The following is a 21256-nucleotide window of genomic DNA, read 5'->3' on the forward strand; positions in this document are numbered from 1 at the left end:
AATTTCTACCGTGTATTACATGGGAAAATTAATTTTCTACTTTGACTGTTTTTTTGACCCATAAGATGGACATCTACTTTCTGAAGCATATCTATGCCAAAAAGCTCACTTGTTCCTTCAAATCACAAGTTTGAAGTATCTCGATTATATCTTTCTTCCTCCTTCCTCCTTCCTTCTGCCGTCTGCCGTCTGCCGTCTGCCTTCCCCCAACCAAGATCACCAAAAGTTGCCAAGAACCCATAACGGCTCTTGTCAGATTTTGGTGATCATTGAAAGTTACGCACTTTAAGGCAGAAGGCAGAGGGCAGAAGGTTTTAAGACGTTTTTTTATCCTCTTGAAACTTGTGACCAAGACGGGCGATCGCTTACAGTTTTTTTGTGATGCAGATGTTCTGTAATCCTTGCACTGCTTCAATTGTGGGAATTTTTTCCTTCCTCCTGCCGTCGGCTTTGCCCCAACCAAGATCACCAAAAGTTGCCAAGACCCTTAATGTGGTTTCAAAATCGCCTTGTTTGCAGTTTGAAGCGTTTATGTTTGCAGTTCGCTATACATAAGCGTACCAAAACGGCAATCTTATGGTTCCACCGACATATCAAGAGTTTCAGCCTATCTTGCCCTTGGTGACAGCTTCGCTCTATCTACGCCATGTTAGGGGTAGTGTTACAGCTTATGCCGCGCAATACAATACTTACAGCCAATCAGTTCCCGCTAATTGAGTGTAATGTTTGATTTCTATAATATTTTGTGATGGATCTAGAATAAACATAACATTTTCCTCATGATTTTCTCCAACAAACCTCTTACAGGGAGGAATGAAGAACTCTACATTTTCAGATTCTAAGTGCTGTCTCAAAGACTCCCATTCGTCAAAACTTAAAACTATCCCGAAATGAGGATATGAAAAACTATCAAGTTTCACCTGCTTCGGAATTGCCATTGCCTGATACAGGCTTGACTCATGTAGTACGAGATGATGTCCAAAGAAATCATAATGTATGGAGGTCAGTGTAGAGCGTTTTTCCTTGAGACAAAGTACACCACTGTAAAAACTTCGTGCTTTTTCAAGGTTACTCACTAAAATGGCTAGATGAAAAGGTTTCATGAAATTTTTCCTTCAGTGAACACAATCTCGCTAGCTGTATTTTTTAAGCTTAATAACTTGGGAATATCTTGCTGACTTAAATTTGCAATGTCAATTTGAATGCATCCAAGGTCAAAAGCTGTTTTTATATCTCTGCCGTACCCTAGTGCTTGGTAGAATGCTGCTGCAAAATTAATAGCAGCTTTATCACCTATAGCTTCTGACATGCCAATCACACAGTCTATGTATTTTGCAATTTCTTGGGCTTGCTTATCGGAATAACAAGCATTCATAACAACACATCGGACATTATCTTTGAGAACAGAGAATAAACTGCTCAAAGCCCTGCCCGAAACTGGATGACTGTTACCAAAGCCATCTTCAAGAATGATTCCTTGACTGTCAGAACCATGACCGCTGAAGTGAACAATATCAGGCTTATAACGTAAAAGATAGCCCTGTAAATCTGTCATACGGACAGCCCATTGCTGATTTAGGGTAAATCTGTCACGAAAATCCGAAGCTCTTAAGAATTGATCCACACTCCTTATCTCTTCATCTAACCTTAGAAGAGACGAATTTTTAGGATTAGCTGCAAGAAACAAAATATTAACTTGCTTTTGTTGATATTTTTGCTGCTCAGGCATAGTAGTTTGTTTACCTAAATCAGTTTCTTCTGCGCGAATACTTGAAGGTGGTGAGATGTAATAAACTCTACTTAAATTTTTATTTAAAAGTAGCTGTTTTTGTATTCTAGGTAATTTACTATAAATAGTCTCAGCAGCTTCAAGAAAACTGGAAGCTCTAATTTGACTATTTGGCTTTTTCTCAAAATGTCTAGAAATTACACTAATCAATTGCATCCTGTGAGCCGAGATATTTTCAGGACGTAACTTTGGTCTTGCTTGGTATAGTTGTTCTTGGCAGTTTTCTAATAAGTCAAATAAATTATCAATCGCTGAAACAAATTCAATATGTTCTTGAGTAAACCTTAATTCTAACAGTTTAGTAAACTGTTCAATGACTGGAATAGTGGAATTAATAAGTTCCCCAAAGGATGACTTTACTATCCGTTGAAGTAACTTGAAATCGTAATGAGGAAAATGCCGAGATAGAGCATCGTAAACTTCACAGAGTGGGACACCTGTAGGAATATCTCCCCCAGTAACATTTAAGTAATGGTTTATATATTCAAAGTTAAGCCTAGTCCTTATTGCCCTTAAGTAGTTTGCAGGTAAGTTATACTGTCGTGATTCAGATTTAAACAAAGCAAAAGTTACAGCTCTATCATTTTTTTTTGAAATTGTTGAAGCTATAAAATTGGATAAATATCTATTAGTTTCTAAAGACTTTGATTGTTGCAGAAACCTTGACCAAGAAATCATCCTATCAGACATAACCTTTGTTGTGTCTGATATTTTATAATCAGTAGGTTGTATAATAGACAGTTCTTTCTGAATGCTGCCAAAGTAAACAGAATATCGATTTCTATCGAATTTATACATTTGAATCCTTGATTCCAGATAGCTGTCAACGTTTGTAAATCTGCTGAAAGCATGAAAGTTTTCACTTTCAAAAATTTTAATCAAAATTTTTGCATAGTTAGATATTTTGCCATTATGCCCCAACATGAGAGGACTCTCCCACAATGTTGCAAGTGGGCAACAGAGTGGAGAAGTAGTTGAAGCTAATAGAGTAGACAAAACTGCTAGACTAGAATTTTCTGCAACTGATAAATTACAGTCTAATGACTCTAAAAGCTCTCGCCCAAGAAAGTGTAGAAAAATAGGAATACTCATACTGGAGAATTAATGGGGTTTTTGGGAGTATTTATTATCGTTACTTTGGCTCAAGCATTCTGTAATATATTTTATTTTGTCTTCAAATATTTCCTTCGAGGAATGAACGAGTAAATCAATCGTTTCTGAAATATTTTCTGCAATTTCTTTAAGCTCATTTTCATTTAGATAATTAAGTTCAGAAAATTTTGTGATTAGAATGACTAATGATACCACTTTTTCATGGATACTATCTGGTAAAAATCCTTCCAAATTGACTAGTAAGTTAGAGTAACCTACTAACTTACCATCAAAGAAGTCTGACAAAGTTTCTACTATCTTAAATAAGATTTTGAGACCATAGTGGATGATAGACAAAAAATATTTTCTGTCTATACCGTCTACAGCATTCTGACAACAGAAACGGCGATAGTTATGAGCGCATGACAATATAGCTAGATATTGTTCTAAGATCATCAAGTTAGTATTTGGATCTGGAATATTTGATAATATGTCTTCTCCATATAAAATATGAGAGTATGTCAGCATTTGATAAGTAAGATTAATCGGTCTTCCGAGAATTTTATGTAATATATTTTTGCCTGGTATTTCATTGCTTGTAATTAGGTCTATACCAACTGGAATTCCATAGAGTCTCTCAACTTCAGCAATACCTTGAGCAATACCTTGATAAATTGATAAGTTGATAACATCTGATTCATTTTTAACTACTATAACTATGTCTATATCGCTCCAACCAGGAGTCAACGTATTCTTGATTAAACTTCCACATAAAATGAGCGAATATATTTTGTCAGCAATTTGACTAAGAATGGTATCTTTGAATAATTCCACAGCTAGGAAATACTCTTCTTTTGAGCGTATCGGACAAAATGGCTTTGCTCTGTGAAAAGGCTTTACAGTACTCATCAAAAATATCCTATAACTTTAGCTTAAACAAAAAGTTTGTCTGTGTCCCACGCTAACGAACCAGCCGCTTGGTTAGAAAATACTTAGTGTCAACAAGTATCTAACTATAGACACAATACTTATTGACACTTGGATAAAAAATACCCCCTAAATAACTCAAATGTATATACACAGCGAGTTTGATGTCACTTTGCCTAGTTTTTTGATATATCTGAGTTTTAGGTCTTTTTCGGCATTTTGTTTGTGTATTGTACTTGCCTAGCATTGGTTTTACGCTTATTTCTTCCTCAAAAATGTTTAAGTCCCATTATTGAGTAACAAATAAGTAATTTAAGTTGTATCACAGTTAACTTACATCGGCATAAGTATATTATTAAATAAACAATTACCGTAGATAATTACCGTGAAAGTACTTAATATAGGGGAGTTAAACAGAATTATAACTTACAATAGCTGTATTTAGCTGCTATAGAGAACTTTACCGTATTTGCTTTAATTGAGTCTGTCAGTGTAACTGGAGAGCAAATGAGCATGAAAAATGCCCCTCTAGAATCCCCTAGAAGGGCTTCGGTTTTAATTTGTGGTATGTTTAGTCATGCAGCTTTTTGGTAGAGACGATCCAAAACTGTCTTGACGCTGGTGTGTTGCCAGTCTTTACCCCGCTTTGATTTGTAGCCATTCTCATTCAGATATTGTGCGATCGCCTCCGGCGGGCGGTTACGCCATCGCTCTCAAAGACTTCCCTGATTTGTGGTGTCTGTACAATCTTTTTTATAATTTGTACAAAGTGATGGCTAAAAACCTTTGAGCAGTAGTAATTACAGCTATTTTAGGTTCTGCAAAATTGCCATCTATAGGGGAGTAGAGCAATAATTGCACTTATTTATAGATGTTTGTCTATGTGTCAACTGTTAAGGGTCTTTAGAAGTTGACAAAAAACACAGCCAACTGGCACATATAGATAAATCTATGTCATCTCTGCACTGGGCATAGAGCTAAGTCTATTCTCAAATTCAACCTATGTTGTTTTGGTTTAATTTCTAGCCAGTTGTCGTGAAGCGGTGACAGAGTGCTGTAGCTACCTGTATCAACCATATATCGGCGTTCTACAGCACTCTGTTAGCAACTGGCAATTATGTGGGATTTCTGAGACTAGAGGTAATCCATCCCTCGGAGAACGAAGCTGATTGTCTCAGTGACCCTGCTGATATCTCAATTAAAACTGCCACCGACAAATTTTGGCTGCCAATTTGCCACAATCTACCTGATGGTAATACTGGCTAAACTTTACGCTACTTAACACCTCGGTTAATGGTAGATTAGTTACAGGTAGTTACAGAGAGAAACAATGGGTAGAATTTCATCCCTCCCTACAGTCTGCTTAGGGATGATTACAACTAACAAATTTGGCTGCATTGATATAACTGACGACTGGAAAAAGTGGCAGCAGTGGTTGGATACTGCCAAGAGCTTTCGCTATATTCCCAAAAAGAGTGAAAAAGCATTTACAGTCAGGAAAGAGCAGGGGAGTAAGGGCAAAGCATCTTATTGGTATGGCTACCGCAAACAGGGCGGCAAGCTGGCTAAATTTTACATCGGCACTGAACAGGATTTAACCGTGTCTCACCTGGAGGATATCGCCCGCAGGTTAACTGAGAAGTTACAGACTATAGTTACAGAGCAAGTACCTGTAACTAACGGTGAGGTAGAGAAGTTACAGAGAGAAATTGAAGAGTTCCAGAGACAATTACAGATAGCTTTGGGAAAGTTGACAGCCTAGAGGCAGAGCTAAAGGCTTCTAGGCTTGAACAGAAATCAGTACATCCAAATTATCAGGCGATACGCGATGAAATTCTTCAATCTTGGCGGGTGTCAAAACGTGCTGAGTCGAAAGACGGCATTGCTTTGGCGTTGGATGCGTTTATTACGGAATTGACCACTGATGGCGAATCTCCCACACCTGCATCTATACAAGCGTCTATACAAAATGAAACAAATGCCCTACTGGTGAATGAGGCAAGACTTGACTCTGGAGTAGTCAAGCAATCAGCACAGATTCGGCTGTGGTTGCGAGTGGAAAATAATAATAAATTTATTCGGCGCAAAAAGAAAGTGCGAGAGCATATCGAGCGTTTCTGCCTTGCTTTCTACAATGCTCAAAAAACCACTCCAAATGGCTGTGAGTATATGATCAGCATCCCCTATGAAAGCGATGAAGACCTGGAGAAACAAGTTTATGACCTGTTTCGGGAAATGGACTCTCATGCTGACATGGATTACTGCTTTATCGAAGTGGATGCCCATGAGATTGGTACTGATAGAAGTTGGTGATTTATTAATCCTACAAGGGCAGAGTGGGTTAGTCTAAGTGATTTTTGAGTGCTATCACTGTCAGCAGAGGCTATTTTTGGAATACAAAGGGTTTCAGCAGTCAAAAATTCTGTTTGTTATGTTAATCTTCAAAATTGATTGGCTTACCGTTGAAGTGCTGGTAAATGCGCTCAGGGTGCATCCAGCTTGGTAGTGAGTGTTCAACATCTTCTAAATTATTGCCATTTTCATCTACAAGACCATAGCGGACAACTACCCTAGACAGTGGTGTTTCACCGTTGGCGCTAAACTTCTCAAGTAGGATAGTTCCGGCTTTACGTGCTGATGCTGTACCATCTGGAAAGCTTTCATTGGTAGCATTATGGGTTATTCCTAGCAGGTATTCTTTGGCTTTGCGGGTGTCGGTGAGGGACATTTTGAAGAATGCGATCGCGCTTTCACCACAAAGTGATTTCAGATTTGTAAATTCATCCACAATCACCTGTTGCTTTTTGGTGGGTTTTTCTTTAATCCGTTGCAGCCACCTATCACAGCAATCTTCAAAAGCTGTGCTGATTTCATCCTCTGATTCTGCCTTACTGCTGGCTTCTAGCAGTTTCCATACATCCGCATTGTCACCAGTGGCGTGACGGTCGATTAATTGATAAATTGAGGCATCTAGGCAGTATTTTCTGATGAGTGCGATCGCTCCGGCTGTGTAAGTTTTACCACTCCCCTGGTTCCCTATTAACCATAATGGTTTTAAGCTGTTTATGATTGTCCATAAATACCCGTCTTCGTGACTTTTTAGGGCATCTATCAGGGTATTCTTTAGCGTGTCGTTGGGTGTTTGTGTAGCAGTACCAGTGTCACCCGTCGATTTATTCAGTTTGTCAAGCTTGCGGTTAATCTCGGCTGTTTCAAGGTGGTTTTTTGCGGTTTCTTTGTCCAGTTCTGATAACTGGAGTTGATGCGATTTTAACGCAACTTCACCCTGCAATTGTCCGTTGATGTGGTCTAGTTGCTGTTCTCCTTCAGTCTTCAATTGTTCGATTGCCCCTGCCGTATCCCGTGCAATTATCTCCTTAGTTATTTGGGTTTGGTGCTGTTTACTGTATGCAGTTAAGTCTAAGTGATTGGAAACATAAATGTCATTTTCTAGCGCTCGTATTTTTAACAGTGCGAACTGACTATGAATTGCTTTCTCTTGTGTATCTGTGAGTGATTTACTTACACCATAAGCACCAATTAAAAGAACAGTTCCCAGTACACCATAAAGGGGCGCTTTAGGCGATTCTGGAGGAAGTACCCTTAAGAATTTCACCTTGTTATCAAAAGTAAAGTTACGCCGTTCTCGGTCAATTATCCAACTAATCCCCCGCTTGATTTGATGACCCTCGCACACGTCAGTATCAGGATTAAAGCAGAATAATGTCTCAGAATATTTTGTAGTGTCTGCAAACAGTGGTAAACACAACGAAACACCACCAATAAACAAAGCAGTTGATAAGAATGTGGCTGTTCTTCGTTGTGCTTTCAGTTGGTGGTTGAATTGTTCTATCTCTTGCATGGTTCAATTGTTCACTTCATCCATACAAACAACAAAGCCAATAAAAAACTCACAATCATAATTAACTCAATGTGAATCATGCCAGCATTGATGAAATTAATAATGCTTCTATCTATTTGGTTTTCACGCATCCAGTCTGCAAGTAATGCCAAGTTGTATCCAGTGTCGTACAATCCCATGATTAAATAATTGGCGGATACGATGAACACTAGCACCCCTATGAACTTATTTAAAAACCCGTTTTTTCTATACATCTGAGTTCCCCTTATTCCTCATGTTTGAAAAGGCTATTAACCCCACCCCTACTACACCAGCTATTAATAGTTCTAAACCGGGAACCTGAAACCCTCCTCCCAAGGACTCAGCCGCTTTAATCTCGCTGTAAGTTTCCTTAATGGCTGCATGGGTTTGATAGACTGCACTGCTAATTTTTCGCGTACTATGCCACGAAATCACCCCACCAATGGCAAGTTTTGAAATTGCCACCAATGGTTTACTGTGGCGAATTTCCCAGCGTTCGGAACTTAATTCAAAGTTGAAGCTTTCGCCAGCATCGATAAGTCCAGGAAGCAATGCACAAATAATACAAGTTGCAACTATTAAACTAATACTTACTTGTAGAGTAAATAAGAACCAACTGAGACTGACTGAACCAAGTTGACAGACTAGAAATAACACCCCACTGTCAAGCCGTTTACGCGCTTCTATCTCTTCATACAATTTATTTTCAATGTATTGCAGATATCGCGCTGTGTCTTGGTTTGGTTCTGAGTCTTCAGTATCTAGCAGTTCATCAAGGTGGTCAGGCTGCATAGTAGGATAGGGAAGAATGTTACATACATAAACCCCAGTCAAATCAATTCAAAAAGGTCAACTCGATAGGCGACTGGGGTTATTTATTGCTTAGAAACCTAGTGCAGTTTTCAGTTGGAGGAGTTTAGCTTTTAGTCCTGGAGATGATTGATAGTCTTTCTCAGGTATCAGGTCATATCTGGCTTTGTCTCCTTTATTCAATGCTTCGTTTAATTCCTTCTTTTCATACTGTTCATCTGCTGCTATTTGTTTGATTTCGGGACGGTTAGATTGTTCTAATAAACTGGTCTTTTGGTCGATTCCTACCAAGTGTGCATCGATATAGCCCTTAATCTGGGTGTAATTCATCTGGTATTTGTGGCGTTGTGATTCCGCAGACTTAGAAGCAACAAATTCAGCCGCTAACTCGCTCCGCGAATGACCATATTTGGTGTTTTCGAGGGTGGCTTTCATGGTGGCTTTATCAATGGCGATTGCTGACTTACCAGCTTGAACCAAAATATCGCTTACAGCTTGATTGTATGCCTCTGTGCCAGAGATAATTTGCTCATACAATTGGGCTAGTTTAGGTGCAAATTCAGCGCTTAAACTACCTTGTCTTGCTAGTTCTCCTATTTTTTGGGCAGCTGGGACATCACCGTTTAAAGCAGCATCAAAGTCTGATAATTCGACACCAAACTTGTTTTTCAGGATGGAGCTAATACGTTTCGCTTTGGGCTGGACGTGGTTCTTGAGTGTTGGAGATTTTGCGGCTTTGAGTAATTTTTTAGTCATTGCTGGTAATATTGGGGTGAAAATTATATGGATTATTTGCGATTTCCTCCGGTAATGCACTCCGTAGGAATCGCACTTTCTCAAGTGGTTAAGTTTTGAAGTGAGCAATTTTGAATTGGTTGGGACTGTGGTAAAGTCTGCCAACGCAGTTCAAGAAATGCTTGCTGGGCATCTCCTAAAGTTAGGTCTGGGCTGTACTCTACTGCTTGAAAGTCTGGGTGCTTTTGGATTTGGTCAATTAGCGCTAGGGATTGGTTAATTAGTGTTGACAGTTCCTTACTTTCAGTCATTTTTTGAACCACTGGGGAACCTCCAAGTAAATATTAGGATCTTGAAATTCTCTGTACTCTGGTTTGGTGACTCTATGCCTACTAAATCGGTAGTTGTCAAAGGCTAAGAGTGCAGCAGCAAGGGATGAAATTATCAGAATGACACTAACAGCAGTCGATGGTTTAACGGATAGAACAAACTGCTTATCTTGCTTGACTGGGGAGTGAAAATCGCTTGAGGATATTGGCTTTTGAACTTTTGATTTGTTGGCGGATACCTCCTAGATCCGCTTTGAGGTTGCCGGAAAAATTATTAACTTTTTGATTTAGCCTAGTTGCCCTATCTGCTATATGTTCTCGCACCTGCAATGAATTAGTATCTAGAGCAGTTTCTACTTCATCAAATCGGTGGTCTATGTAACCACGGATGGCGCTGGTAACGCTATTTAAGAATGATGAATAATCAGAGAAAACATCATCTACTGAGTCAGCAACAACTAAACATTCTTGTTCACTCAACTCAAAACCAAGTGCCATAGACTGGGTACTCACTAATGCTTGTTTGTCGGCACTAGAAACAGTTAATCCACTGCTTAGAGGTGTTTCCTCTTCTGGTTTTTCGGGTGCGTTTGTATCCAATTCTGTAGAAGTTTTCAGAGGGGCGATTATCTCCGGTTCTCCAGTCTCTAGTTCTCCAGTCTCCGGTTCTTCAATGTGGAGTAATTCATCAGTGGTATTATTATCTTCTAGCTCGGTTACACAATCAGCAGTGTCTACACTGTTTACATTGTTGTTTACATTTGCTAGTTCTGAGGATTGTTTGCAGATCAGGTACTCAACACCAGCGATAATGTTCTCAGTCGTGGCATTTTCAATATCATCAATTTCTAGATGTTCGGCGGCTAACAAGATTTCAGCTTTAGTGGCTTTGTAGCCTTGCTTGTTCAGTCGGGTTTTGCAATTGGTGTAAAAATTAGGCATTGTTTGCTCCTATTTGATGACAAGTGAATTGATATTTTTAACTGCGTTTTCAACACGCTTTAATTCACGAGACTTGATGCACTTAGCCGCTTGGAATGCTACCAATGCCAAGTCAGAAGTTTGATACTTTTTTTCGGCTTTGTAAGGAATGCCAGCATTAACAAACCAGTTATATCTAGATGTTCTAGATACTTGGCTTAGGTCTATTCTTGGTGCTAAATCTGCTAAAAACTCAGCACAAGTTAGCCATGTTTTTTGCTGGTAGTAGTGCTGAAACAATGCCCAGCACTCGGCGAAGTCTTCAGAATTTACGCGAAAGTTTCTATGCGATCGCTTCAGGCTAGCAATGGTTTTAATGATTACCTCGGCATTAGCGCTAGTCACGTCAAAAGCTAAGGACTGGCGTAGCTGCGCGGTTAGGCGATACCAAGTAAGGTCTGATATTTGTTGTCCGTAAACATTGCAGTATATCTGCTTGAGCTGTCTAAATTTCTGGCAATACTGTTTACTTGCCATGTCAATGTTTTGGATACTCCCGTTACTTTGAATGCTTTCCTGATGTCATTATAACACAATAGATGTTATTAGATGTCAATATCATCAAAGCAATGGTACAACTGGTGCTATACGATGAGATGAGGCTCTATTAGATGACAGACATGACAAGCGACAGATACAAAGGTAAACGACAAACGGTCACGTTCCCTGAAGAGATGTACGACACTATTGAACGGTTATCAAAGGAAGAGACTAGAAACTTTAGCCAGCAAGTGGTTCATCTCTGTGGTGAAGCTTTGAAGGCTAGGAATGAGGCAAACACTGATAATAAATAGCACATTGCACCATAATCCAGTTTCCTGATGTATCCCCGAAGGTTGAATCCAGTTTCTTGATATATCCGTGAAGGTTGAATCCTTGTTTCTTTGTACTGCGGGAAATTAAAAACTTCTCAGTATGGCAACTGGGAACCATCGTAGAAACAACTGGTAAAGCGATTAACCCTCGGTGGACAAACGAAAACGACATAAGCAATTGCCTCGTCCAGGTGCGTTCCGCGCCATCGCTAACCAATTGCAAAACATATTTAATTTTTCATCTATATCAATGGCTATTTGGTCAAAAATGCCGTGTCAAGGATTACCATCAGTAGAGGTAGTATTATATTGAATATTTGGTGTCTCCAATGTTGGCAATGAAAGACCAACCAAGCGATTTACAACTTCCGCCGCACAATGAACCGGCGTTAGAGATGCTTAGGGAGGCGAAAAATGCCGAATCAGCTCTGGTTCTGGCGGTTAGTGCTTCTGCCTTGGCTACAGGCGCTGTAATTTCTGCTGGCTTGCTTCTTTTTGCGTGGGCTTACAAGCCTTTAGTACGCATTGAGAAGATTGCACGGCTGGAAAAATTGACAGCCCTACTTCTGAAGGAGTTTAAAAGCAAAGGTATACAAGTCTTTCCGGTGCTGAAGATTGAGGACAAGAATCCTATTGACTTGTTCATTAGGTTTCCCCGGAAAACTCACCTGTTTATCTCTATTAGATCCAAAGGAGACACCCAAATTGTTTACAACGAAGCCAGAGAGGTTTTGCAGGTCAAGAGGAAAGATAAACATGGGCTAAAAATATGGAATCCCTGCCCACTAGTGGAGTTGGGAGATTACGAAAAGTGGCTTGACAAAAACCGCAGCTTGTTTGCGATGTCTTCTAGGGAGGCAACAAAAACACCCACAGCCAAAGTTTTAGTCTTATGGCCTCCAACTCAGGCGGTTGAAAACCACAATAATCATCTTTATTCGGAGATAGGAAATATGAAAATTCTGGCTCTTAGGAGAAAAGGGACTGCTTTTGTGATTCAGTCGGAGGAAGTGATCGAGTTTGTCAGGGCTTGGTTAGCCAAGTATGAATAGAATAAATTGCGAAAACCCCGCGTCCCGGTGAGACAGCAAGGTTTTCAAAGTTTATTCAAACGGAATTGGGAATTGGGTTTCGCGGCCTAATTAATATCCCGGTTGGAATTGTGATTCACATCTATAACGAATTGTGATTCATATCCCTAATAATGATCTTATCAAACTTTTTGGAAAATTAAGCCATTATCACACTGGCCACCCAGATAGAAAGAGCAATTCAGGAATTTTATCTGTTTATATTTTCAAAAGCTTGTATATAAGATTACTACACCGGATAGCTCCAATTCCTCCACTACACATCAAGGAGGATGGACAAAATGTCAGAATTACAGCAAAATTACCACTCACAAGCACCACAACCACCAACAGCTAAACAGACTGAACTTAAATGCCCCTCTTACATTGAGCTAAAAGATTGGCAAGAATGGCTCCACAGTGGCGTTGACCCAGAAATTATTTGTCTTAATGTCAAAACTTTGACAGGCGATCGCACCCACGAATATTTATTGGAAGATGCCTTAGAAAAATTGGGCGAGGGCAAACAAACACCACACAGCAGCCAATACGTGACAATGGAAGTTAACAGGTTGCTCCGCCGCTACTCCCACACATTAAAAGGCGGTTGGTGGTGTGCCGGAATTGACCCCACTAACAACTATGAGCCGATGCGGTGGGGATGCTTCAAACCTATCTTACCAAGGCTTGACCCGAAGAAAAACAAGCCCATTAAATATGAGCATCCCCCATCTGTTCCCACAGCTGCTTTTTTCTTGCGGGTTCCGGTGCGGATTTGGCAGGCGATCTCGGATCGGCATGGCATCCCCATTGGCAACTGTTCCCAGTTCTGGGAGTGGGTACACATCAACAACCTGCCCATCATCCTTTGTGAAGGAGCGAAGAAAGCAGGCGCTTTACTATCTGGCGGCGCGATCGCTGTGGGACTCCCTGGCATTTATGGCGCATATCGCAAAATCGAAACCAACCACAAAAAACATAGGCTAATCCCTGAGATTGAACTATTCGCCACCCCAAAACGAAAAATAAATATTTGTTTCGACAATGATCCCAAACCCACAACCAGACTAAATGTTAGGAAGGCGACTCATGGCACTGCCAAGCTCCTCAAAGCCAAGAAATGCCAAGTCAACATTTGCGCTTGGAGTTATCAGGAAAAAGGGATTGATGATGTCTTAGTTGCTCACGGACAGAGCGCTGTAGAGAAAATTATCGCCACTGCCCTACCCATCGCCACTTGGCAGACTCAAAGTTTCTACAAACTATCAAGAAAAATAAATCTTAACCTCAATCAAAAATATTTGGGAAATATTTTCACCAACATCCCCCAAAAAATTATCGGGGTCAAATCCCCAAAAGGTACAGGTAAAACTGAATCACTCAAGCCATTAGTTGAACAGCTTGTCAGTGAGGGTTATAGCGTTTATTTGATTTCGCATCGAATCCAACTTTGTCAAGCATTATGCGGTCGGCTGAACATCCCATATATTGATGACGTTGGCAGTGGTCGAGCCAGCCGCAACAAAGGATTTGGCATCGTCATCGACTCCCTACACGGTCAGGGTAAAGGTCAATTTGACGTGGAACACGACACACATTTATTAACCAATAAATATGCAGTAATCATTGACGAAATCGAGCAAACTCTCTGGCACTTGTTAAGCTCCTCCACAGAAGTACAGCAGCACCGAACTGAAGTCATAAAGCAACTGCAATTACTCCTACTCAATGCCGACAAAATTCTAGGGCTAGATGCCGACTTGACAGATGTTTCTTTCGACTTCATTCAAAAAGCTACAGGATGCCGAGATGATGATTTTTATCTCATCAACAATGAATACAATCAGGGCGGTTACGAGGTAACTAACTATGATGAAGCCAGCCCCGTCAACTGGTTACGCGACTTGCTCAAAGCAGTTGACAAAGGCGATAAAGTTCTTGTGGCGACGGACTCACAAAAAATTAAAGGTAAATTTTCCACCCAGAATATTGAGTCAATTCTAATCAAGAAATTTCCACATCTAAAAACATTAAGAATCGACTCGCAAACCATAGCAGATCCGGATCATCCCGCTTACGGCTGCATCACCAAAATTAACAGCATCATCACCCAATACGATAATATAATCATTTCCCCATCCGTGGGGACTGGGATTAGCATCGACGTGAGAAATCACTTTGCTGGTGTATGGGGTTGTTTCCAAGGGGTACAGTCCGAGAATGCAGTCCGCCAGCAATTAATCAGGCTACGGGATAATGTCCCTCGTCACCTCTGGATAGCTCGCAGTGGTTTATCGTGGCAAGGCGACGGATCTGCATCTTTATATAGTATTCTTTCAGGGAATAAGAAGCAATTTAAAATCCATCTCAATCAACTACGCAGCGCTGGTTTTGACATTGATGAATCTGGGATTAATACGAATGATTCTGCTTTGAATTGTTACGCCAAAATGGCTTGCAGAATCAATCACGAAATGGCAGATTATCGGTCAATCATTCTGGAAAATTTGATGAAAGAAGGACACAAAATCGTCAATCAATCGAACGATGCCGACATGGCAACCCAGCAAGAAGTAACTGCCCTCCGAGATGAGAATTACTCGCAAGAGCGAGAGGATATCGCCGCTATTGATATATCGGATTTGAATGATTTGAGCTACCAGCAACTGGCGAACCAGAAGGCCAAAACGAAACTTGACCGACAACGAGAACGAAAATATTCAATTGAAAAACGCTATGGCATTGAGGCCACGCCGGATCTAATCCTCAAGGATGATGACGGCTATTATCCCCAGTTGCGGCTGCATTATTATTTGGCGATGGGATTTGAACAGGCAATTGAGAAAGATAAGAAGCCCGCGCAAAAGATTAAAGATGAAAGTTCAGTCTTCCTGCCAGATTTTAACCGCAATCAACGAATTGCCAAATTGAATTTATTGCGATCGCTAAACATCCCAGAAATTTTACAACTAGACAAACTGACCGAATCCCACGAGCTGCTAAAAGAGATGAGCCAGAAGGTCAAGGGCAATCTATACGATGTGGGGATGTTCATTGGGAAGCTTCACCCGGATATGAGCGGTTTACAGATTCTCAGGAAAATTCTCAAACTTTTGGGATTGACCCTAACCAGGATTGGCCGTGAGGGTAGTGGGGATAGCAGCGCTGGCGGAAGGCATCGCCAGTGGATATACCAAGTCTCAGGGCTAAAAGATGGACGTGAGCAGATTTTTGAGAAATGGTATCTAACAGATACAAAGCACAGGGAAAACTGTATCGACGCTATACCAAATCCGTCCCAAATTTCTAATATTAGTAATAGTGATCAGGACGTATCGCTACATCAGGAGGTAACGCAACATCAGAACGTATCGAGACATCAGGACATAAACCGCCCCAAAAATTGCTTTGTATGGGATGGGCAAAATTGGGTGGGTGCAGTCCTCCACAGGGCTGAAGTGCTGGCAAGTGGGACTTTTAAAGGACTCGTTACGCTCTGGAACGGGCTTGATCAATATGTCTGGAATGCCTCCCATATTTCTATTTGTTAGTTGGGAGTGCGATCGCGTAAAGCCCTGACGGGCATAGCTGCGCTTACCGCGGAGCGTGTGCTTTGCACTCAGCGCTGCTGCAAGCAGATGGCTTTGGTTTGACTCCCACCTAAATCACAAGTCAAGACCAGTTTCGAGACATTTTTTGATTTATTTTGCTTTTCAGTCATGGTTTTCTCTCGTTTATTGCCCAAAACCAAGCATTCGATTCGCGTCTCTCTCTTCTTCAGTCTGTGGTAGATTCATTAATTCCCAATCGTCATCGTCATCCCAATCATCATCAGCCTTATCCTCATTATTGGTTTGAGCATTTTTATGACCGTTGTTATTTATTTCTTGATTATCTAAAATCAACCCCAAGGCAGATGCGTTATCGTTTGATGCTGTTATGGATGTCTGATGAGTAACTGCTGGTGTGACATAAACAGGGTCAATATCAATCCCACAAATTCGCCGGATGTTACTGATTTGTGCTTCTAATTTAGAGATCGCCACAATGCCAATCTGCCTCATTTTCTCCCCACGCACACCCTCATTAAACATTGCCAAAGGCAACCAATATGTTTTGAGAGTAGACATAACTAGCTCAGTCAAACTCTCATCCTGATTAAAAGGATCTGACTGCAAGTAGCTAATTACCCGTCCATCCAGGCTATCCTCTGAGCGCTTTATGGAAATTCTTTGGAGTTTTGCATCTGTCATATTTGTATTTGAAAATCTTGATAACAGGAATGCAGATGCGATAATTTTTCGCATCACTACCATTCAAAGAATAACAAAGGAATTATTGCCGAGCAACCAGAATCAATTTTCCTGTTAAGCGTTTCTGAATTTAACAACTAATTTTGATAACACCCTGTTCAATTTATTTGAACTGTAAATTTATTCAGCCAAGATAGTTTCTCGTTGACTGACAAATAAATTGGCAACTAAACTACACAATCTACATAGAGTTACTTGAGTTTATCTGTAGCAATTTTGTGTAAGTTAATACTATGTCTCTGGCACACCTTAAACTATCAAAAAAAGGGCTTTTAGATACCAAAAGGGCGTAGTTGAGCAACAAAAAAAAGTAGTTCAACCAAAATCTCATGGTTTCATGACATCCCAATGGGCGTAGACAGTCACCAAAATCGACATATTTTGAGACTTTTATGCCTTGTCTACGCCTCCTATTTTTTGTCAAAAACCGCTCAAAAGCATATACAGATAAAGTTACAGCCGTTTTTACTAGAAGATTTTGACTTAAAAAGTATAATACATTTATGTTGCAAATGTAATTCAAAAAACTGTTCAAAAATTATTCTGTAGTCGTTTATAATACATTTGGTTACAAAAAACTTGTGTCAGCCTTTGAAAAAAGTTGAGTGAATCCGACAACACCTGACGATTATCAATAATTTAGCCTTATTGATAACAATATAGCCCAAAACCCTTGTAATTACGTTAGATTAGCCAGTTGAAAAGTCAGTAGACCAGTATTAAGAAACACCTCTAAACGCGCCCAAGATGCCAGACAATCCTACAAAGCACCATTGACAGCCCCCCGTGGGCTACTACTGGAAAAGGATTTCGGGCAGGTGTACCATGATAATGGTGGTACTTACTACACTTCCACGCCCTGCGGGTGGGCTGCGCCCATCCTTCGCTACGCTCAGGACGCAGAAGTTGCGTAAGCCCTTCGGGGAAGATAGCACACCTGCTGACTACAGTATAAAAACAATGGTAGCCTTAGCAATTCTGCGCGTTGAAAAACTCAAATCTCTCAGCAATGTAGGCAGTAGCGAGAAACATACTGCTCGTTTACAAGATACGCCAAATGCTGACCCCACTAAAAAAAATATCAGATTGATTGGAGAGTTGGATGATTTACCATTGAGCGAAATCGTCAAAACCAAAATAGCCACCAGCACAAAACACAAACCACGCAAAGACGCAGTGCTGTGTAGTGATATATTTTTGAGCGCATCCCCAGAATATTTTCGCCCATACAATCCATCACTAGCTGGGGAGTGGGATAATAATCGGATGTTGGACTTTGCCAACGCCTCTAAAAATTGGCTAATTGAAAATTACGGTGATAAGTGCGTCAGGGCAGAATTGCACCTGGATGAAGTTACCCCTCACATTCATGCTTATATCATCCCCATCAACGACAAAACCAAACAACTCAGCCACAAGGCCATGTTTGGGGGTGACGGCAAACAAGCCAGTATTAAATTATCCAAGTTGCAAGATAGTTATGCAGCTGCACTAGCTCCTTTGGGTATTGAACGGGGGGTTAAAGGTTCCAAAGCTACCCACACCAAAGTTAAAAAATATTATCAAGCAGTCAACAGCGAACCCCTGAGCTTGGAACTAGAGAGATTTGCACCCCAGCCAGGAGAAACAGCACAGCAATTATATGAACGCATCAAGGCTGATAAAGCAATTCAAGATATTAATCATCAGTTGGCTGACCGCAGGCTGTTACTGGAACAATTACGCGCAGCCGAACAGAAAGCTAATGCTAGTGAGAAGCTGCGGCAGCAGTTAGAACAGCGAGTGGGAGAGTTGGAGGATGAGAAAATTGTCTGGAACCAGCAGGCAGAACAGTTGCGGGACTTGCCCCTGGAGGATGTAGCTTGGCAGTTGGGGTTACACCGTGACCATAACCAGCCGGGGAAATGGAGAGGTCAGGGTAACAATATGAATAATCAGCCAGGGCAATGGAGAGGCCAGGGTAACAATATAAATATAGATGGCTCCAAATTCTATGACTTTCATCCCAGTGAACAGAAGGGTGGCGGCGGTGGTGCAATTGACTTGGTGATGCACGTTAATCAGTGTGATTATGCCCAGGCGATCGCTTGGTTACATGATAGTTTTGGTGAAAGAGGGTTACGGAGGGCAGTCATCGCTCAAGCTCAAAAAATCGCCACTGAATTTGCACAGTTTGAACCCAGATCCAAGTTTGTCACCCCAGCACCGGATGAGCGTCAATGGCATAAAGTCGAAAATTACCTCACCGAGAAGCGAGAATTACTACCCAGTTTTATCCAAGCCGTTCATGAGCAAGATTTAATTTACGCTGACGAGCAACAAAACGCCGTGTTCTTGATGCGGAATTTGGATGGTGAAACCACAGGTGCATTTTTGAGAGGCACACAAGGGGAAGATAACACCTTTCAGGGATATGTGAAAGGAACCAAGCGAACTGATGGGTGGTTTCATTTAAAACTGGGAGGAGAACCAAAAGGCGAAATTGAAAAAGTTGTATTGTGTAAATCCCCCATTGAGGCAATGTCATTCGCTACTCTGGAAATGGAAGTTCAGCAAGGAATACCCAAAGCCAGGACAATGTACATGGCAGTGGATAGCCCTAAAAGTCTGCCTGTAGAATTTCTGCAAACAGTTCCCCATGTAGAAGTGGCTTATGACAATGATCATGCCGGGAATGAGACGGCACGAATGATCATGGAACAGTTACATCATGATCATGCCATGCGAGTTAAACCCAAAGGCAAAGATTGGAATGATACGCTCTGTGCATGGAGAAAGTACCAAGAGCAACAGAGCCGTGAGCATCAGCAACCGGGGCAGGGACTGGAACTTTGAGCCATTCAATCAACAAACCTTGAGCAGCCAGTGGTCTGCTGATTTCAAAAAATAGTTGATTGTCTCAATTGTATTACTTATGTATTGTTTTAGTAGTATTTGGGGACTGCTGTTTTTTCTTTCTCAGTTTTGGCTCAAAAAACTTTCATTTTTTTTTGGCGTAGTGTGCGGTAGTTTTTTTGGAATTTTAGGGATTTCAATGTTTGGGAAAAATAGGGAATTATTGGGAATGTTTGGGAGCAGTGGGGAATCACTGGGATGATTTGGGAATTATTGGGAGTTTTGAGATTGATGAGAATTGAGTCAATAAATCTGCTAAATATTTTCTACTTTGGGAAATTTTGGGGAAGATTGAAAAACCGTTGGGAATTAGTGGGAGAATATGGGGAGACTTTGGTTATTGTTGGGAATTATTGGGAGAAATAGGGACATCAACTTTCTTCTACAAGTTTTCATTTTCAGAGGGGACAGTTTTAGCTAAAACCAGAGATCATTTGGGGTTGAAACTCTTGAAAACTCGTGGATGAGTTTTTGTTAGTATAATTTGGCAATAAACATATTTAAAAGTGTTTAGGGAACTCTTCAAGATGTCTATTGATAAAAAGGAACTGACACGGCGCGTTGGGAACCGCTTAAGCAAAGGCACTGGTACAGTCGAAGAAATTATTGATGCCACCTTGGAAGAAATATATGAATCGCTAAAACGTGGCGAGAGTGTTTCTCTACGGAACTTCGGCACTTTTTATGTCAGAACAGGACGAGAGTGTTGGGTGTTCAAGTTCAATCCCTCACAACGGTTGCGTCAGTTGTTTGGTTGGGCATCTACTTATAAGCCGTAACATCATCTGGAGATAAAATCTCTACTGTGCAGTCAATATGTAGTTTTCAACCTTCAGCCTGATAAAATCAGGAGCAACAAATTTGAGTCTTTGATGAGCCAGGGGTAAGCTTCGCAGAGAAGTTATTATTTGTGTCTCAAAGAATTAGCCGTTGATAGCAGGTGCAGTTAAAGCAACAGGAGCAACATCAGCAGCCGAGGCAGCAACTGGAATTTTGAACCAATTTATGACAACTAATCGTGTTAAAACGTCAAATCATGGTTAAGCAATTGCCTCCGGCACAATGAAACGGCATCGCCTCTGGCACTGTACACCGCGCGATAGCAAAGCTAACGCCTAAAGGCGTATCGCCTCCGCCACAACGAAACGCCATCGCATCCATTGAATTGTTAAATTTTTCACTTTTTTATCCCCAAATAAACGACGATTAACGAAATCATCAGGGTTTGAGGGCAAGGGCTAATACTTTAGTACGAGGCAAAGATAGTAATAAAGTTGATTGCTTTTTTGAAAAAAGAAAGTCCATAGTGGTGACATACCAATTGCGAAGAAATACCGAGCAATATGCAGACATACTTTGGAGAAGAAGTCACAACCAGATGGAAAAGCAATCTGCTTACCAGTCAAAAAGAAGGGTTTGGCGTATGGGTTTCTGGGTTTAGGGTAATTGATGGGGGCTTGAACCCAAAAAGAAGGGTTTGGCGTATGGGGGAATGGCACTAAGATAAGCCGAAAGCAATTTGAGATAAGGGTTTAAAGGATTGAGAGTGAGTAAAAGTGTGGGAGAAATAGAGTCAGAAAACTAATTCGCGGAAAGTTTACGCGAATTAGTCAGGAA

The 21256-nt window shown here is 40.8% G+C and carries 19 protein-coding genes; 7 read left to right on the forward strand and 12 right to left on the reverse strand.

From position 1 onward, the window contains the following. Positions 1–689: 689 nt before the first annotated feature. From AACX33_RS24610 to AACX33_RS26555, 4 genes are all read right to left on the reverse strand, one after another. Entirely contained in the window at positions 690–1103 is a 414-nt protein-coding gene (locus tag AACX33_RS24610; RefSeq protein ID WP_227789311.1) for a VOC family protein, read from the reverse strand. Then, the gene (locus AACX33_RS24615) at positions 1100–2713 is read right to left on the reverse strand and encodes a CHAT domain-containing protein (RefSeq protein WP_227789312.1); all 1614 of its coding nucleotides are present in this window, start codon (positions 2711–2713) and stop codon (positions 1100–1102) included. Before AACX33_RS24615 ends, AACX33_RS24610 begins: the two co-directional genes overlap by 4 nt. Before the next feature lie 177 nt (positions 2714–2890). Continuing rightward, positions 2891–3790 carry a nucleotidyltransferase domain-containing protein gene (locus tag AACX33_RS24620; protein WP_227789314.1) on the reverse strand — a complete coding sequence of 300 codons (900 nt, stop codon included), beginning with the start codon at positions 3788–3790 and terminating at the stop codon, positions 2891–2893. Positions 3791–4383: 593 nt separating this feature from the next. Next, positions 4384–4491: a recombinase family protein gene (locus tag AACX33_RS26555; RefSeq protein ID WP_227789328.1), complete on the reverse strand. Its 108-nt coding sequence runs from the start codon at positions 4489–4491 to the stop codon at positions 4384–4386. A gap of 686 nt (positions 4492–5177) precedes the next feature. Here AACX33_RS26555 and AACX33_RS24625 point away from each other — a divergent pair. Both AACX33_RS24625 and AACX33_RS24630 read left to right on the forward strand, forming a co-directional pair. Further along, on the forward strand, positions 5178–5570 hold the full coding sequence (locus tag AACX33_RS24625) for a hypothetical protein (RefSeq protein WP_339407295.1): 393 nt from the start codon (positions 5178–5180) through the stop codon (positions 5568–5570). 89 nt (positions 5571–5659) lie between these two features. Further along, on the forward strand, positions 5660–6121 hold the full coding sequence (locus AACX33_RS24630; RefSeq protein WP_227789316.1) for a hypothetical protein: 462 nt from the start codon (positions 5660–5662) through the stop codon (positions 6119–6121). Positions 6122–6242: 121 nt separating this feature from the next. On the opposite strand, the gene AACX33_RS24635 is transcribed toward AACX33_RS24630, so the two are convergent. The 7 genes from AACX33_RS24635 to AACX33_RS24665 all read right to left on the reverse strand — a co-directional run bounded on the left by AACX33_RS24635 (position 6243) and on the right by AACX33_RS24665 (position 11023). Beyond that, positions 6243–7670, reverse strand: coding sequence for a hypothetical protein (locus AACX33_RS24635; protein ID WP_227789317.1), 1428 nt, complete (start codon positions 7668–7670; stop codon positions 6243–6245). 11 nt (positions 7671–7681) lie between these two features. Next, a complete protein-coding gene (locus AACX33_RS24640; RefSeq protein ID WP_339407297.1) occupies positions 7682–7924 on the reverse strand; it encodes a hypothetical protein in 243 nt (80 codons plus the stop codon). Further along, positions 7917–8483 (reverse strand): hypothetical protein, encoded by a 567-nt coding sequence (locus tag AACX33_RS24645; RefSeq protein WP_227789319.1) that lies wholly within the window; start codon positions 8481–8483, stop codon positions 7917–7919. Before AACX33_RS24645 ends, AACX33_RS24640 begins: the two co-directional genes overlap by 8 nt. 90 nt (positions 8484–8573) lie before the next feature. Further along, the gene (locus tag AACX33_RS24650) at positions 8574–9257 is read right to left on the reverse strand and encodes a hypothetical protein (RefSeq protein ID WP_227789320.1); all 684 of its coding nucleotides are present in this window, start codon (positions 9255–9257) and stop codon (positions 8574–8576) included. Positions 9258–9337: 80 nt separating this feature from the next. Beyond that, positions 9338–9547: a hypothetical protein gene (locus AACX33_RS24655; RefSeq protein ID WP_227789321.1), complete on the reverse strand. Its 210-nt coding sequence runs from the start codon at positions 9545–9547 to the stop codon at positions 9338–9340. A gap of 183 nt (positions 9548–9730) precedes the next feature. After that, positions 9731–10507 carry a hypothetical protein gene (locus AACX33_RS24660; protein WP_227789322.1) on the reverse strand — a complete coding sequence of 259 codons (777 nt, stop codon included), beginning with the start codon at positions 10505–10507 and terminating at the stop codon, positions 9731–9733. Positions 10508–10516: 9 nt separating this feature from the next. Then, positions 10517–11023, reverse strand: a complete 507-nt coding sequence (locus tag AACX33_RS24665) for a hypothetical protein (RefSeq protein ID WP_227789323.1) — start codon at positions 11021–11023, stop codon at positions 10517–10519. Positions 11024–11166: 143 nt separating this feature from the next. Between AACX33_RS24665 and AACX33_RS24670 the strand changes: the two genes are divergently transcribed. From AACX33_RS24670 to AACX33_RS24680, 3 genes are all read left to right on the forward strand, one after another. Beyond that, a complete protein-coding gene (locus AACX33_RS24670; RefSeq protein WP_227789329.1) occupies positions 11167–11340 on the forward strand; it encodes a ribbon-helix-helix domain-containing protein in 174 nt (57 codons plus the stop codon). Positions 11341–11690: 350 nt separating this feature from the next. After that, positions 11691–12413 carry a hypothetical protein gene (locus tag AACX33_RS24675; protein WP_227789324.1) on the forward strand — a complete coding sequence of 241 codons (723 nt, stop codon included), beginning with the start codon at positions 11691–11693 and terminating at the stop codon, positions 12411–12413. Positions 12414–12733: 320 nt separating this feature from the next. After that, the gene (locus tag AACX33_RS24680; protein WP_227789325.1) at positions 12734–15982 is read left to right on the forward strand and encodes a plasmid replication protein, CyRepA1 family; all 3249 of its coding nucleotides are present in this window, start codon (positions 12734–12736) and stop codon (positions 15980–15982) included. A gap of 183 nt (positions 15983–16165) precedes the next feature. Here the strand turns inward: AACX33_RS24680 and AACX33_RS24685 are convergent, their stop codons facing one another. Further along, the gene (locus AACX33_RS24685) at positions 16166–16684 is read right to left on the reverse strand and encodes a hypothetical protein (RefSeq protein WP_227789326.1); all 519 of its coding nucleotides are present in this window, start codon (positions 16682–16684) and stop codon (positions 16166–16168) included. Positions 16685–17575: 891 nt separating this feature from the next. Here AACX33_RS24685 and mobV point away from each other — a divergent pair. After that, positions 17576–19579 (forward strand): MobV family relaxase, encoded by a 2004-nt coding sequence (mobV, locus tag AACX33_RS24690; protein ID WP_339407301.1) that lies wholly within the window; start codon positions 17576–17578, stop codon positions 19577–19579. 587 nt (positions 19580–20166) lie between these two features. After that, on the forward strand, positions 20167–20418 hold the full coding sequence (locus AACX33_RS24695) for an HU family DNA-binding protein (protein ID WP_227789327.1): 252 nt from the start codon (positions 20167–20169) through the stop codon (positions 20416–20418). Positions 20419–21256 lie beyond the last annotated feature (838 nt).

This window comes from Nodularia sp. LEGE 04288, assembly GCF_963896525.1.
GTDB lineage: Bacteria > Cyanobacteriota > Cyanobacteriia > Cyanobacteriales > Nostocaceae > Nodularia.

Bases quoted from the DNA above. Each gene is read 5' to 3' on its own strand.
- AACX33_RS24620 (WP_227789314.1), bottom strand. From the start codon at position 3,790: ATGAGTACTGTAAAGCCTTTTCACAGAGCAAAGCCATTTTGTCCGATA.
- AACX33_RS24650 (WP_227789320.1), bottom strand. From the start codon at position 9,257: ATGACTAAAAAATTACTCAAAGCCGCAAAATCTCCAACACTCAAGAAC.
- AACX33_RS24640 (WP_339407297.1), bottom strand. From the start codon at position 7,924: ATGTATAGAAAAAACGGGTTTTTAAATAAGTTCATAGGGGTGCTAGTG.
- AACX33_RS24615 (WP_227789312.1), bottom strand. From the start codon at position 2,713: ATGTTGGGGCATAATGGCAAAATATCTAACTATGCAAAAATTTTGATT.
- AACX33_RS24610 (WP_227789311.1), bottom strand. From the start codon at position 1,103: ATGAAACCTTTTCATCTAGCCATTTTAGTGAGTAACCTTGAAAAAGCA.
- AACX33_RS24625 (WP_339407295.1), top strand. From the start codon at position 5,178: ATGATTACAACTAACAAATTTGGCTGCATTGATATAACTGACGACTGG.
- AACX33_RS24680 (WP_227789325.1), top strand. From the start codon at position 12,734: ATGTCAGAATTACAGCAAAATTACCACTCACAAGCACCACAACCACCA.
- AACX33_RS24675 (WP_227789324.1), top strand. From the start codon at position 11,691: ATGTTGGCAATGAAAGACCAACCAAGCGATTTACAACTTCCGCCGCAC.
- AACX33_RS24635 (WP_227789317.1), bottom strand. From the start codon at position 7,670: ATGCAAGAGATAGAACAATTCAACCACCAACTGAAAGCACAACGAAGA.
- AACX33_RS24670 (WP_227789329.1), top strand. From the start codon at position 11,167: ATGACAAGCGACAGATACAAAGGTAAACGACAAACGGTCACGTTCCCT.
- AACX33_RS24660 (WP_227789322.1), bottom strand. From the start codon at position 10,507: ATGCCTAATTTTTACACCAATTGCAAAACCCGACTGAACAAGCAAGGC.
- AACX33_RS24685 (WP_227789326.1), bottom strand. From the start codon at position 16,684: ATGACAGATGCAAAACTCCAAAGAATTTCCATAAAGCGCTCAGAGGAT.
- AACX33_RS24695 (WP_227789327.1), top strand. From the start codon at position 20,167: ATGTCTATTGATAAAAAGGAACTGACACGGCGCGTTGGGAACCGCTTA.
- AACX33_RS24665 (WP_227789323.1), bottom strand. From the start codon at position 11,023: ATGGCAAGTAAACAGTATTGCCAGAAATTTAGACAGCTCAAGCAGATA.
- AACX33_RS24645 (WP_227789319.1), bottom strand. From the start codon at position 8,483: ATGCAGCCTGACCACCTTGATGAACTGCTAGATACTGAAGACTCAGAA.
- mobV (WP_339407301.1), top strand. From the start codon at position 17,576: ATGGTGGTACTTACTACACTTCCACGCCCTGCGGGTGGGCTGCGCCCA.
- AACX33_RS24655 (WP_227789321.1), bottom strand. From the start codon at position 9,547: ATGACTGAAAGTAAGGAACTGTCAACACTAATTAACCAATCCCTAGCG.